General features: G+C 39.6%; 11 protein-coding genes. 4 read left to right on the top strand and 7 right to left on the bottom strand.

What is annotated here, in order from left to right; translation table 11 throughout:
* The first annotated feature begins 29 nt into the window (after nucleotides 1-29).
* Both E7746_RS05935 and E7746_RS05940 read left to right on the top strand, forming a co-directional pair.
* The gene (locus tag E7746_RS05935; RefSeq protein ID WP_136410185.1) at nucleotides 30-233 is read left to right on the top strand and encodes a helix-turn-helix domain-containing protein; all 204 of its coding nucleotides are present in this window, start codon (nucleotides 30-32) and stop codon (nucleotides 231-233) included.
* Nucleotides 217-1,692 carry a restriction endonuclease gene (locus E7746_RS05940; RefSeq protein ID WP_136410186.1) on the top strand — a complete coding sequence of 492 codons (1,476 nt, stop codon included), beginning with the start codon at nucleotides 217-219 and terminating at the stop codon, nucleotides 1,690-1,692. The genes E7746_RS05935 and E7746_RS05940 overlap by 17 nt, the downstream gene beginning before the upstream one ends.
* Before the next feature lie 40 nt (nucleotides 1,693-1,732).
* Here the strand turns inward: E7746_RS05940 and dcm are convergent, their stop codons facing one another.
* The 6 genes from dcm to E7746_RS05970 form a co-directional block, all read right to left on the bottom strand.
* The gene (dcm, locus tag E7746_RS05945; RefSeq protein WP_136410187.1) at nucleotides 1,733-2,890 is read right to left on the bottom strand and encodes a DNA (cytosine-5-)-methyltransferase; all 1,158 of its coding nucleotides are present in this window, start codon (nucleotides 2,888-2,890) and stop codon (nucleotides 1,733-1,735) included.
* Nucleotides 2,887-4,743 (bottom strand): Eco57I restriction-modification methylase domain-containing protein, encoded by a 1,857-nt coding sequence (locus E7746_RS05950; protein ID WP_238337349.1) that lies wholly within the window; start codon nucleotides 4,741-4,743, stop codon nucleotides 2,887-2,889. The genes dcm and E7746_RS05950 overlap by 4 nt, the downstream gene beginning before the upstream one ends.
* The gene (locus E7746_RS05955; protein WP_136410189.1) at nucleotides 4,733-5,038 is read right to left on the bottom strand and encodes a helix-turn-helix domain-containing protein; all 306 of its coding nucleotides are present in this window, start codon (nucleotides 5,036-5,038) and stop codon (nucleotides 4,733-4,735) included. The genes E7746_RS05950 and E7746_RS05955 overlap by 11 nt, the downstream gene beginning before the upstream one ends.
* 335 nt (nucleotides 5,039-5,373) lie before the next feature.
* The gene (locus E7746_RS05960) at nucleotides 5,374-6,549 is read right to left on the bottom strand and encodes a hypothetical protein (protein ID WP_136410190.1); all 1,176 of its coding nucleotides are present in this window, start codon (nucleotides 6,547-6,549) and stop codon (nucleotides 5,374-5,376) included.
* A gap of 15 nt (nucleotides 6,550-6,564) precedes the next feature.
* On the bottom strand, nucleotides 6,565-6,831 hold the full coding sequence (locus E7746_RS05965) for a hypothetical protein (RefSeq protein WP_136410191.1): 267 nt from the start codon (nucleotides 6,829-6,831) through the stop codon (nucleotides 6,565-6,567).
* Nucleotides 6,832-7,143: 312 nt separating this feature from the next.
* On the bottom strand, nucleotides 7,144-7,347 hold the full coding sequence (locus E7746_RS05970) for a hypothetical protein (RefSeq protein ID WP_238337350.1): 204 nt from the start codon (nucleotides 7,345-7,347) through the stop codon (nucleotides 7,144-7,146).
* A 139-nt stretch (nucleotides 7,348-7,486) separates the two neighbouring features.
* Here E7746_RS05970 and E7746_RS05975 point away from each other — a divergent pair, with 139 nt between their 5' ends.
* Nucleotides 7,487-8,668 carry an AAA family ATPase gene (locus E7746_RS05975; RefSeq protein ID WP_136410192.1) on the top strand — a complete coding sequence of 394 codons (1,182 nt, stop codon included), beginning with the start codon at nucleotides 7,487-7,489 and terminating at the stop codon, nucleotides 8,666-8,668.
* 163 nt (nucleotides 8,669-8,831) lie between these two features.
* Here the strand turns inward: E7746_RS05975 and E7746_RS05980 are convergent, their stop codons facing one another.
* Complete coding sequence (locus tag E7746_RS05980; protein WP_136410193.1) at nucleotides 8,832-10,526, bottom strand: glycoside hydrolase family 43 protein; 1,695 nt, start codon at nucleotides 10,524-10,526, stop codon at nucleotides 8,832-8,834.
* A 385-nt stretch (nucleotides 10,527-10,911) separates the two neighbouring features.
* Between E7746_RS05980 and E7746_RS05985 the strand changes: the two genes are divergently transcribed.
* The gene (locus E7746_RS05985; RefSeq protein ID WP_168184316.1) at nucleotides 10,912-14,877 is read left to right on the top strand and encodes a hybrid sensor histidine kinase/response regulator transcription factor; all 3,966 of its coding nucleotides are present in this window, start codon (nucleotides 10,912-10,914) and stop codon (nucleotides 14,875-14,877) included.
* Nucleotides 14,878-14,895: the final 18 nt, after the last annotated feature.

The following is a 14,895-nucleotide window of genomic DNA, read 5'->3' on the forward strand; positions in this document are numbered from 1 at the left end:
AAGTGACTCGAATAGAGAATACGATGATTATGTTCGGCAGAAATGTTCAATTGCGTAGACAATCAATTGGCATTTCTCAGGAGGAGCTGGCATTTAGAGCCGGGCTTCATAGAACTTATATCGGTATGGTTGAGCGTGCTGAACGGTCAATTTCACTGCAAAACGCAAAAAAAATTGCTGATGCGCTAAATGTGAAATTAGACAATCTACTTAACGATGGTGAAAAAACTTAGAGGCGAAGTTCAGTATCATCCTAATTACGAAAAATATGTAGAATTTATAGTTAATCACCCTAACTATGCCGGATTATTTTATGAACGAGATGACAATGGCAGAGTTAAATGGGTGGTTGCAGGAAAATCGCCTAAAGGTCAGTTACGACAATCTTGGTGGGATAATCAATGCAAAATTCACAATATCCCCATACAAAAAGGCTGTTATGCAAAGTTAGCACGCTTGATTCATCCTACAGGGATACACATATGCCAATGTTGTGGCGAGGGTAGAAGTATATTTTATGAATACCCTGCTAAAACAACTGTTGGAATACTGAATAAAATACTCGGCTGTAACATTGATAAAGATAACGACGAGGAGCGAGCACAAAATACTATTCGTGAAATAATTGAACAATGGTGCGATAGTATGGAAAAGGCTAAAGCGATAGCCGCTGCTTTTGGACTAAGAACACCTAAAGACAAAGACGACTTAATCGAGTTAATATATTCAGAGATGGTCGATAAAGAAAGTTCACGATTTTCTCCGGGCGTTATGTGTAATCCTCCTGACCGATTTAATGGGTTTCATTCTTATGCACTATGTTGTCGAACAAAGTTTGATACTGGAAGGCATTCAGAAAATATGATGACTTATGGACAAGATCGGAGAGCATACGAAGATTGGTCTGACGGCGATTATAACCTTGCCAACCGATTAATGGGTGAGTTTCGTAAACAGCCGCCTATGGCGTGTCCTGTTTGCGGAAATACAGAGAAAATGAGTGCAGATCATATCGGCCCGATTTCTCTTGGTTTCTGCCATAGCAGAAATTTCGCGCCAATGTGTAGCGGTTGCAATAGCTCCAAAAATAATCGCTTTACAAAGAGTGATGTCGATGAATTAATAAAGATAGAAGAAAGTGGTGAACAAGTAATTAGTTGGCACTCAAAAGCAATATGGGATGCTGTAAAGCATACCATAAAAAACGATATAGATGCAAAGTTCGCAAGTTCAGTAATGGCTAAATGCCATCAGAATGTTTTGAATATATTATCTATAATCTATAAGAAAACTGGCACTGAATTTTTAATGCGCTATCTCCATCCTGAATATTCTCTTGTAGATTATAGATATTTGCTTCACCTTGAAAATTTGAAGATAATCTCAACGCCATTGGATAGCAAAAATAAGCGAAAAAATCAGGAGCGTTATGTTCGCATAGCGTTTGACAGTCTTGAAGAATTTTCAAGTAAGAAGAATCGAAAGAACTATTTCTTGATAGATGAGGATTCCAAAGAATTAGACCCTATTATTGCATCAATCGCGTTAAGAGAATATGATAAAGCGGATAAGTTGTTGCGCCAACTTATCCAAAGTGTCAGTAATAGCATATTGGAAAAAGAAACGCATGAAAGGTTTTTCGGATACGGAGAAATAGATAGTCCTTTCTCAATAGCAGCAGAGCCTGAATAAAGAATAAAATAGAGGGGGTCAAAAATGACCCCCTTTATTTTTACTTATTACACATAAGATCGTAGAATTTATCAAAATCAATTTCCTTTTGCATCAACATATCATAAGGAGATTTTAAAACAAATTCATAATCCATTTCAAGTTCGCCGCCTCCATCTTCAATATGAGGTAGGTTTCCAATTGCATCACGGACAGTTACGAAAGGTGGAGCTATCAGAGAATCTTCTTCAAAAAGAGGCAAAGGTTGCTCAATCGTAATGTCGGGATCAAGAGAACCTATAATAATTACACGTTTACGTTTCTGTGGAACGCCAAAGTTAGCTGCGTTCAATTTAAGAGGAGGATTCACGTGGTATCCGATTTCCTCGAAAGCCTCAATAATTTCTTTAATGGCTTGGCCTTTGCGCATAGTAAGAATACCTAATACATTCTCCATAACAAAGAACTTAGGTTTGATACGTTTCACCAACTCAACAAAATCTCTGAATAGTTGATTTCGGGTGTCGTTCGGATCGCGCCATCCTGCGTATGAGAAGCCTTGACAAGGAGGTCCGCCAATTACGACATCTACACTATGACCCTCGCAAGCATTTATAATCTGCTGTTTGGTTTCTTCCTGTGTAATATCACCAAGAATGAAGTGGCTTTCATCTGTATACTTAGAATGATTAAATTTATTCGTAAGCATAATATTCTTGTCAACTTCGTTTACGGCAAGAAGATTAAAGCCATTCATTATAAAGCCTTCCGACATTCCGCCACAACCTGCGAATAAATCGACAAAATTATACGAGTTAAGATGTGGCTTTATTAGACTTGAAACTAACCGAGCCAATAAAGGAGGAACAGCATTCCCAATTTGTTTATATTGGGAAGCCTTTGATCCTTGAAAGATAAAATCGTCAGGGAAACTTTGAAATCGAGCCGCTTCGCGGTTAGACATCACTCGATTTTGTTCTGGATGCAAATTGCACCCATTACCAACACGATTGAAGTATGTAGCAATAGTATAGCTTGGTTTATCCCAAGCTAAGCGACCGTAATAAGTAGTACGACCACCGGTTGCTCTGATATTATCAAGCCTCGTATCTGAATATGATAGCGGAATATCTTGCCAATTCCCTCCTTCTTGTATAAAGGAGGCGATGGTTGCTTCCCGCTGACCCATTTTAAATGCTACGTGATTATATAATTTCATATTGCAATGAGGTTTCTTTCATCTTTAGATAGACCATACAAAGCACCAATATATTCATCTAATTCCTCTTGAGAAGAATACGAGAATGAGGCATCTACTTTGTCAAGGTCAATTATAGGAAGTTCGTCTAATTCATAGTTATTAATATGATTATTCGAACTTGTTATCTTAAATCGCCAGTTAAGAACTGAACTATTTAAGATTAGATACAGTTTTGCAAGAGTTTCTTCATCAGAAGAAATATAATTGCATGAGTTACCGAGAACATCAGTTGAAGCACAGAAAATAAATCTCAGTCGGCGACGGAGTCCACCATTAGAAATTTGTTGACATATTAATCGCTTCCGATTAAAGTCATAAGTACGGTAGTCCTTAGAACGTGTAGGAATAAATGATTCTAAAACAAATTCTCCATTAATGTCCTTTACTTCTGATTCTCCAATCATATTCCCACGTACTAATCTATAGGGAGTCTGTGCTGAAGTAACGAACTCTCTGCATAGAGATAAATCTAATTCTCCGCGACGGTTTCTAATTGAAGGAAATTGCTTAAGTTTTTTCAATGTAGATAATTTTCGCAAAATATCCCATTCTGAAGACTTTATAGTTGGAATTTCAAGATTTTCAGGAAACAATTCTTTAACTAAAGAAATGTTTACATCAAAGACATCCTCCTCCTCAGATATTGTAATATCTGAGGTAGTGCCTCCTTTTTGTAGTATAAAAATATTTGTTGCCTGATTAACATTCTCAAACAATGGAATTTTTTCTGCAAAGAAGCGAATACTTCTAACATTGTTACGGAGTAATAAATGTTTGCGAAGTTTTTTTGCAGAAACATCCCCGAACAAAGTAGAAGGGCAAATAATTCCCAACTCTCCACCTATCTTCAACATTTGAAGCATTCTTTCTATGGAAAGTTGGTATAAATTTAGCATACCTTCAATAGAATATTGATAAAACCCACAAGTACGATAATAATTTACCTGTTCCTGAATTTTATCGGAGCCTCCAACGCCAGCTTTGGATTTGTTGGGCTTTAGAACAAGATATGGAGGGTTTGAAACAATCGCATCAAAGCCACCTTCTGCAAGCCCATCAAGATCCGCAGGTGAGATTTGCAGTGGTTCCGGGAAAAATGAGTTGTTTTTACGAAGAGCGTCTTTTAAGACAATGTGTTGGCATAGTGTAAAGCATTCTTCTTTAGATAAGGAGTCAATAAAAGAAAGAGCCTTTAAACGAGTTATGTTTAATGCGTCTAAGTCCAAATCGATAGCATAGACATTAAATAATACTCCTTTTTTCTTATCTTCAAAGTATGGAATTACATTTTCGTAAAAGCGCCCAGTACCACAAGCGAAGTCAAGTACTTTTGCTTCTTGTATGGGAACAGGAAGATTAGCAAAAGTATCATCAACAATGTTCTTTGCAATATGAGATTGTGTATATACTGCACCAAGTTCAATAAACTGTTCCTTAGATTTAGACCGAACTTTAGAAGACTTAATACTAAGAGAGAATTTAGAATTTAGGAATGAAATATGCAACTGCTCACACAAAGAGGGAATGGTGTCTATGTTTGAAATAGATAAGCCGGTAGTACAGATACTATTTGTATTGAAGCAAATTTGCATTATATCAGTGCAATTTGAGAATTTATTAGAAACATAAATGTATATTAGTTCTAATAAAATATGATGATGAATGCGAGTAGCTATTTCTCGAATCTTAACATTTGCGTTTTCAATAACCTCTGAGGTTATCGGAGCAAATGGATCATCCGAGTTTAAAAGTTCAATTGCATCCTGATAAATATATTTGTCTTCTAATGAAATAAGTGTCTTAATTTCCATAATCGGATTTCTTGCCATCGTTAATATTCTCAGCCACAATATTCAGAATGTCGGATGCATCTTCTTCTTCGTTCACTACTGAAAGAACTTTGTCAGCAATCCACATCTTTCTCAATTCTCCGCAATCAACTTTGAGTTTTGAAGCAAGAATGGGAATATGTTCTTCTTTAAGTGGTCTTTGACCTCGTTCATATCGGCTATACATAGGCACATCCACCGAGAGGACTTCCGCAAGTTCTTTCTGCGCAAGTCCCAACGATTCACGGTGTTGCCGTATATAATCACAAAACTTCATTGTCTTATATTGTCAAAATTTGACAACAAAGTTAGCTCAAATTTTCTACACTGCCAAATGGAATTGTCAAAATTAGACAAACTGGATAGTATTTTGTGTTTCACATAGAGTTGCAAGACTCGCTTACTCGTCAAGTCTAACAAATGGAATTATTGGGTTTGATGGTAAATTCCCAGCTTGAGCAAAATGTACTACTGGAGAATATTCGATATCAATTTCATTTTCCATTCCCTTATTAACAACAAGGGAATGGTGCATTGAGTAATTTGAAATTCCAAGTCTATTTGCAATCTCCCAAAATTCTTGTTGTTTTAAGTCAGTACCGATCCCCTCAATTAATAGCTTAAAAAATTTAGCTTCACATTCTTTATGAATTTTTTATGGTACTTACTCTTAAAGAGTATACTATTACGAGATGCGTTTACCAACATTGTGTCTTCGTAAATAACGTTACAGATAGCAGACGGAGAACATCTAAGAATAAATAGTGCCTTTTCTTGGTTTTCGGTGTCTAAAACGAGATTCCCTTGCATTAAAAGCACTTCATTTAGAAAAGACTGATTGACCAAAGTTTGGTAATCATTAGAAATAATTGAAGAAGGGAAGAATAGATTTGAAAATAAATATCTAAAGAAGGCTATATAGGAAGAAGGTTGAATTATCTTTATCGGAAGTGAATCAGAAACATATTTAGTGTCTTTAAGAACTGAAACAACATCATGAAAAGTGAAATTCATCTTTGTTTTAGACAAAGTGGATTCAATCTCTGCTTTACAATTTCCACAATTGCAAAGAGCGCAATATAGAATAAAACCTCGTAAAGAAGAAATTTTTAATTGGGTTTCCCTTTCTTCGATAAGATCAATATAGTTAAAAAAAGATTTTTTTGACAACTTCGGTAAAGATTTTTTTAATTCTTTGGAAGTAAGAGGTGTTTCATCATTCTTAATTATCGTAAAGTCTTTTGAATTAAACCGAAGCAGCCAGTAGATTTGATTATCATATAAAATAAAATCTACTGTATCAACTACACGATTAGAATAGAGTTCTCCGATTCGTCGTATATGTTCGATTGGAGATAAATTGTACTCCTTGACCACATACTTGATTAAATCGTCTTTAGCAATTATATGAATATTACTTTCGGTAGAGATTAATGGAGTTGCAGCCCCCCATACATTTCCGTTGACACCACATAGTGCAACAAAATATCCTTCTGCCAACTTATTGTTTAATTGTGCAGTATGAAATTTACCAAGAAATTTAAGCCAATGTGTCATTTCACAAGGCTTATTATAAGCCTTGCATTCGGCAATTATTGGAATGGAAACTTCTGTTCCATCTTCTTGCTGAATGATTTTTTCCGCGGTAACATCGTATTCATTACCACCCGCAGCAATAAAATTCAAGGTAGAATTTTTAAAGCCTAATTTTATAAATAATCGTCTACAAAACCTTTCTAATTCTGCACCTTTACTTTTAGTATTCTTCCCAAGTATTATTAGTTCCATTTATCGTATACGGCTTTAATAATTTTCGATGGCTTCGATGAACGGTGCATCGGCTTCCTCGCACGAGCGGAGCGGATAGCGGTCGGGAGTGGCACTTTCGTTTGCGCCGTAGCCTATGCCGGCGCAGAAAGCGAGAGCCTGCTGCTCGGTGTCAAACACTTCGGGGTCGGGGAAGTAGAGCATATCGTCGGAGTCAAGGTATTCCTTGAAGCCGTCGATGTCATCGTCAACGAGGAAATTTATTGCGAGAGGGTCGGAAATCACATAAACTTTTACTGCCATAGTCGAGAGATTTTGAAGTTGTTTTTATAGGTACAAAGTTACGAAAAATCCGCGAGAAAAACAACTATTTCAGCAAAGTATTTGCCTGAAAAAGAGCGGTTTTGTGAGAAATTTTATCGCTTCCAAATATTCTCCCAATAGGTATATTCAGGCATACGGAGATTGTGGAAAATCCAATTAATGATTACCACAATCAGGGCGAGCAGTAGCATAGGCGAAACTGTGAGCCATTGAAGTATTTTTTTGAGCCTTTGCATATCTGCAAAGATAGTAAATAATTTTCAGTTGGGGGCGTGAGGTCCTCAACTGAAATCAGATTACTCCTGACATTGACAGGCTGAAAGAGTCGTGATATGGGAATTTTTCGCAGCCGATGAAAAGAGTATCGAAAGCGTCGGTGCCGTCGGTGCGGTGTTCGAGGAGGTCTTCTTCGGATTCCGCAAGTTTCTCGCCGGACTTGTCTTTGCGGAAGCCGTTGCGACCGCGGCTGACCCTGCCGACTGTAAGGCGATGCAATGCATCTTATATGGCGTAATTTGATTTTAGATTTGGAGAAAAATGCCCTAAAACAAGAATTAAAACCACTAAAAATTCGATTTTGATTTTGTGATGCGACGGATTTTCGCTATATTTGCGCCATTAAAACGCATCGGATATGATACAAGAGCTGAAAATACGTAATTTCAAGTCGTTTCGCGATGAAGTGGAATTGAGTTTTGAGCCGTCGACAGACGACCGTTACAACAGTGTGGTCACGATGCCTGACGGCGTGAAGCTGTTGCGCTTTGCAGTGGTGCTCGGCGCAAACGCCAGCGGCAAATCAAATCTGCTTGAAGCGATTGAGTTCCTGCGCGGTTTCTGGAACACACTTCCATCCACCAACGATGACGGTACGGATGTGCAGCCATTCCTGTTACGCGACGATGCGCTGTCTTTCGACACGGAATTTGAACTTAAATTCTATGCTGACGGTCTGCGCTATTGGTACAAACTCAAGGTAAATCCTGAAAAGGTCTGCCATGAGTCGCTCTTCGTCTATCTCACCAACCGCCCGACAAAGGTGTTCTGTCGCGAGGATGTCGGTGGTATATCCAGGTTGAATTTCAATCCGGCTGTCGTCAGACTCTCTCAGGCGGAGGTGGACGTCATGACGATGAACTGTCTCCGCAATATGTCGCTGCTGGCTACCATGAAGAAGGTGAATGTCTCGGTCGCATATCTTGACAATATGCGCCGGTGGATTGACAGCCGTATTCTTTCATTGCAGAGCGGTTCGCTTTCCTCTCTTTCAAATGATGCGAAAAAGCATATAGCGGACAGTGAGGATTTCCGCGAGTATCTTCTGCAATTCGCAAAGGAGGCAGACTTTAATATATCAGACATAAAGATTCAGAAAATGGCAGCTCTGTTCGGCCATAAGGTAGAGCATGCCGGCGGTTCGCAGGATTATATACTCCCTGAGGCTTGCCAGAGCACGGGCACAAAGCGGATGGTGGAACTGGAGTCTCTGATTTACGAACAACTCAACCGTCAGGCGTTCCTTTGCATTGACGAGATTGAAGCCTCGATGCACCCCAACCTGATGGAGTATATACTCTCGAAATTTGTCAATACACAAGATAACCAGTCTCAGCTTCTTGTCTCTACACATTACGATCCGATTCTTAAAGACATCGACGACATTTTCGGCAAGGACTCCGTATGGTTTACAGAGAAAGGGAAGGACGGCAACTCGCAGTTGTTCTCGCTGGTTGATTTCAATGGTCTAAACAAACTCTCATCTATCCACCGCGCTTATATGAACGGTCGTTTCGGCGCACTTCCCAACGTATTGTAATCATGGCAAGAAGAATCAAAGAGCGTAAACTCAAAAATCCGGCGATTACAATCATCGGCGAGGGTGCTACCGAGCGCTACTACTTCACACACCTGAAACTCCTCAACGGTTATAACTACGTCTGCAAGCCCCGCAACTTTGCCGAGCAGAACATTGATGACATTCAACGGCAGGTGGAACGGGTACTCGCTGATGACGGGATAGCCGTATGTGTATTATATCCTAAAGTTTTATCAAGTTTTTGTGTCTCGATATCCTCAACCCTTTTATAGTCGAACTTATCAATATCGACATATCCTCCACTATTTAGAGTGGCATAGTTGAATATCGCAAATCTCGTTCCCATGAAAAGACGAGTATAGTCAAATCTCATTTGGAATGGATTTCCAATTTCATTCCATACTTTACCATCGAGGCTATAAAAACAGGTCGCCAGATCTTTGCCAAGACGGAAATCAGCAACGATGCGCAGGTAGATTGTATTACCCTTGATCTCTATCCGCTCCTCTTCTTCATCATCGACTTGAACCTCGAGTGTTATGGGGTTGCTGAAATTGACCAATTCGTTATGTTTGACAAGATATTTCTTCCGTCCCATTTTCTTAACTGATAATAGAACTGAATGTCCATTGAATGCTGCCAGACCAGCTATGTCACCATCTTTCATTTTTGACATATCCATTTTAATGGATCCAAAGCATTCCGGGCCTTCCATACGCTGACTGAGTGTATTAACAGCCTGATAGATATTTCTGGCAATCCTGGAAGTTTTAAGCCTCAAGAATCCTGGCCGGTCGGTCAACGACCAGAATTCATTGTCCGGACAATGGTTCCATTGCCAGTTTAAGCCTATTGTATCTGAGTCGAAATCGTCACTTGATACGATACGAGATGGCGCTTCTCCTCGATTAGTATAAGTAATTGTCTTTGGTATCCTGCCGTCTTCATTCCCGAGCATGGGCCAACCGTCAATCCATCGGCAAGGCATAACTGTGGGTACACGACCTACGGCTCCGCGGTCCTGAAATATAAAGCCCCACCAGTTTCCGTCTACATCATCTACAATGGTGCCTTGAGCTGCGTATGGAAAACCGTCAAGATTATCTTCAAGAACCACATGCTTCTCGTATGGGCCCGTGATGTTGTCGGCACGATAACACAATTGACGACGATTTCGTCCTTCGGGCCAGTTGATTATCATAATATAATACTTGCCGTTATACTTTACTGCTCTACTGCCCTCGTGAAGTCCTCTGGCTTCTTCATCAGGCTCGATTACTGTCATGTCGATTCCTCCTTCTTTCACACCGGTCATATCCGGTTTTAATTCACGAAGGTTGATAGCGCCGGAACCATAAAAAACGTATGCCCTGCCATCATCATCAAAAAATAGTGATGAATCATGGAAGTGGTTTGTTCGGCACACCTGCTCCCATTTATCCCGAGGGTTCTTTGCTGCAAAAATATAAGACTGGAAAGGTGCGTCATTGGGCGAAAACATAACATAAAACATTCCGTCGTGATATCTCAAGGAAGTAGCCCATTGACCTTTGCCATAGACAGTCCCTCCTTCGAGATGGTAACGAAGAGAGTCCTCCAGTGTATCAAAAACATAGTTAATTATTTCCCAGTTGACAAGATCTTTTGAGTGCATGATAGGACATCCCGGCATCAAATGCATGGTGGTGGATACCATATAAAAGTCATCTCCGACCCTTATCACATCTGGATCGGGAACGTCTGCCCATATAACTGGGTTAGGAGAGTTTGCAAATCTCTCTCCTGGACTTTCTTCACCGGCAGAAGCGCTGAGGCACAGCAACAGGCTTGCAGACATTATAATATTACGTAGAATCATATTTTGTTATTAAAAATTAATATTCGTTACAGCGAATGCTCTATTGTAGTGGACAACTATAAGTGTAGAGCCGTTTTCAAATATTCATAATATGATTGAATGAATTCTGCCCTAACATGACAGACCACGGCACACACGATATAGGATTTGCAAAGTTACATCATTGCCTCAGAGTGGAGAGGAATATGTTGTTTCTTTCATTCATCAAGATGTATCGGTGTAAAGAATTTATGTTTCACATCTTTTACCAGATGTAATGGATGAATACTGAAGTCATCTGACACATACGATGAATAGTATGATACAAAAAATACAGTGTAACCATCAGTTATTAAGGCGTTAAACATGATTTTTTTGTAATTTTGCAAACGAAACAACAATGGTTATGTTACGCATCATTATTATATCTATAATACTATTATTTGGTATCGTATCGCACGCTCAGCGTCTGCGCACCTATGACTATGCTGAGTTGACGTGTGGAAGAATCAATGCGATGGCGCAGGACTCTGACGGTTTTATATGGATTGCCACAGAGAATGGACTCAACCGTTTTGACGGATGGAAAATGAAGTACTATCTGTCCGACCAAAATGACTCGACCGCACTGTGCAATAATTTCGTAGGGATGATTTATGTCGATAATGATGATCGGTTATGGGTAGGAAGCGGCAGTGGATTACAACGTTATTCTTCCTACTCTGATGCGTTTGAGAATGTCAACTTCACCGGAGGAGAGAAACCGTCAGTTATGGCTATGAAAGAGCTGTCAAACGGCGAAATGTGGGCTGTGACCAATGGCTATGGCATCTATCGGATCAACCCTGTTGATATGAGAGCCGATCGATTGACTGAAATCAACAGCATGTTTGACTCGGAGTTCATGCTCACAATTACCGAAGACAGCTATAAGCGTATCTGGATAACAACCAACAATCAAAGAATATTCTACATCACACCCGACCGCAGTAAAATAGTATCGGTAAACAGTCCGGGAATGATTCAGAACATAACAGTCGACATATTAGGTAATATTTGGTGTGCGACTCGAGACGATATATATTATTGGGACGAGGCCAAATCGCACTTCTGTAAAATAGAACTCACAGGAACAACAATCAAAAATATAAGCGAAATAATATCGTTGTGTGATGGAACTTTGTATATAGTAACCCGTAACAGCGGTGTGTGGCAACTCAAAGACAAGCAACAGTGTCCGACTATTTATTTCCATGAATGGTCATACAGTGCAGACAATCTTTACAAGTGTCTCTTTGATAGCAAGAATCGTTTATGGCTTGGCTATCATAAATCAGGAATTGCCCAACTCTCATCAAATCCGTTCAGATTTTCCTTTGAGGATATCACGCCGAGCATAGACCAATATCTTACCGGTATTGCAGAAGATTCTGCCGGAAGAATTTGGGTCTCGACTAATGACGGTAATATGCGTTGCTATACCCCAGACATGCATTTGGTCAACAGTTTAAGTATAGGCAAATCTATAACCGGCATGACTATAGACCATGATGATATGATATGGACGGTATCATCAGACGGAATTATAAACAGGGTCCGTAAGGATGGAAGCGTTGCTGAGACATACGAGGTAAACAATAGATCTTACCTGAGCAACGTGATTGAAGGAAATGACAGGCGCATGTATGTAGCGACCATAGGAAGTGGTTTTCTGCAGATAGCGAATGGAAAAATAGTCAATGCGATAACTAGCAATACGCAGCTTGCCACTGACAAGTCTTTGTATAATGATTACATAATGACACTTTACTGTGATTCCAACGGGTTTATATGGATAGGACATTGCGATGGCATCGATTGCTATGACCCGTATAATAACCGCATGCTTGACTTAGATTGCAGTGAAGCACTCAAATCGCACGTCGTCTACGCATTAGCGAGCGATCACTACGGTCGGATGTGGATCGGTACAAGTAAGGGGATGTATGTGTATGATGTAAACAAAAGTAAGTTGGCACACTACTATATGTCGGATGGATTGCCGAGTAATATGGTGTGTGGTTTGAACGTTGCCGATAACGGCGACGTATGGTTCTCGACCTATAAGGGACTTGGTAAGCTAAATGCTTCAACAGGTGCGATTAACGCGTATATCTCAGGCAACGGACTGGTCGATACAGAGTATATCAAATCAGTGTACTTGAAATCCTCGACTGGCAGGATGTATTTTGGTGGACTCAGAGGGGTGTCTTACTTTATACCAGATGTTGTACTGCCAGGCAGTGAACCCGGCTGTCCGGTACTAACCAATCTCTATATTAACAACGAACAAATTTCTGCAGATACTTATATTAATGGTAACCGGGTCGCAGATAACAACTGGAGTGAGTGCTCTCAGATAAATCTTGACCTTGAGCACAACTCCTTGGTACTGGAATTTTCGACATTTAGTTTTGATGACAGGGAGACAATACAGTTTGAATTTCGGATACCTGAGATTAATGACAGCTGGCAGACTTTGTTAATTGGCGACAACAAGGTAATGTGCAACTACTTACCATCGGGTAAGTATCATCTGGAAGTGCGTGCTAACGAGAATGGCGTTTACTCACCAGTGCGAAAATTCAATATCTCGATAGCCCCTCCATGGTATGCATCCAACACGGCTATAATCATGTATTTATTTCTGGTGATAGCGTTAATATCGTTAACACTGTATGTGTACAAACGCCAGCTTAATCGAAAGAAAAAGGAGGAAGTACACGAGGAACGTTTTCGGTCGTTTATCAACATAGCCCATGAACTTCGATCACCCTTGTCTCTTATTGTCAGTCCACTTTCTTCATTGATTAAGTCCGAGACCGACAGCAAGAAAAAAAAGGCTCTAATTACTATGTCGCGTAGTGCGTCGAGAATTGAAAATCTTGTGAATCAAATCCTGGATATAAGAAAGATTGAAAAAGGGCAGATGAAACTTGGGTTTATCAAGACTGATGTCGTCATTCTTGTGAAGAACATTGTTGATGAGTTTGAGTATGTAGCAGCCGAACGTCATATCACCTTATCATTTGAACATGACAAGGAGTCTCTTTTCCTTTGGATTGACCCTCACAATTTTGATAAAATCATTATCAACCTTATTGCGAATGCATTTAAATTCACTCCGGACAATGGAATAATCAAGGTAACTATTACGTCTGATGAACAAGAAGCCAAAATCATAGTTGAGGATTCCGGAATAGGATTAGATGAAGGGAAAATAAATAAGATTTTCGAACGCTTTTATCAAGCGTCAAATGAAACGGCAGGTTATGGAATTGGACTTCATCTCACCAAAATGCTGGTAGACCTTCACCATGGAAGACTTACTGCGGAGAACCGAAAAGAAGAGAACGGTAGCCGTTTCATTGTCATAGTCCCTTGCGGGAAAGGACACTTGTCTGAAAAAGAAATTATTAACCCCATTCAAACTAATGCATTGCATGAACGTCCTGTGATACTCAGAGATAATATTGTCCAGGTTGAAAAACCAAACAGTCATTCAATCAAACGCAAACCGCGGTTACTTATCGTGGATGACGATGAGGATATACTTATGTACTTACAGACCAATATGTCTATTGAATATAAAGTATTAACGGCTAAAGATGGTATCGAGGCTTTCAACATAGCCCAGACTTCGGGTGTAGATCTGATTGTTTCAGATGTCATGATGCCTCGCATGGATGGTTTTGAACTTTTGAAACGATTGAAATCCAACTCACGCACCTCTATCATACCGATTATCTTGCTTACCACAAGAGCTGAATATGAGACACGGATCAAGGGTTGGGATATAGGAGCAGAAGCCTTTATCTCAAAACCATTTAAGTTGGAGGAACTTCTTCTTTTGTGTGAAAATCTAATAAATGGTCGTATAAAATTAAAAGGTAGATTGTCAGTAGATAAAGATATCCAAGAGAAAATACAGCCATTAAAGATGAAAAGCAATGATGACATATTTATGGATAAACTCACTGCAGTCATCAATGAGAATATCTCAAATTCGGATTTTAAGATTGAAGATCTGGCAGACAATATAGGCATGAGCCGTGTCACTCTGCACCGAAGAATTAAGAATCTCACCGGCATTTCTCCGGTGGAGTTTGTACGTAACATCCGGCTTGCACAGGCAGCAAAATTGTTGCGCTCATGTGACACAAATATTTCACAAGTTGCCTATGCGGTAGGATTTTCTAATCCTGGTGTATTCTCCACTGCTTTCAAAAACCTATATGGATATACACCTTCTGATTATGCCGAGTTATCAGAAGAACAAGTAAATATTCTTAATAATACCGAAAATTCATATGAATCTGCTATCGACAACTAAGAAGGTACTTTTGTTTAT

The sequence above is a fragment of the Muribaculum gordoncarteri genome (assembly GCF_004803695.1).
In the GTDB taxonomy this organism is placed as follows: Bacteria; Bacteroidota; Bacteroidia; order Bacteroidales; family Muribaculaceae; genus Muribaculum; species Muribaculum gordoncarteri.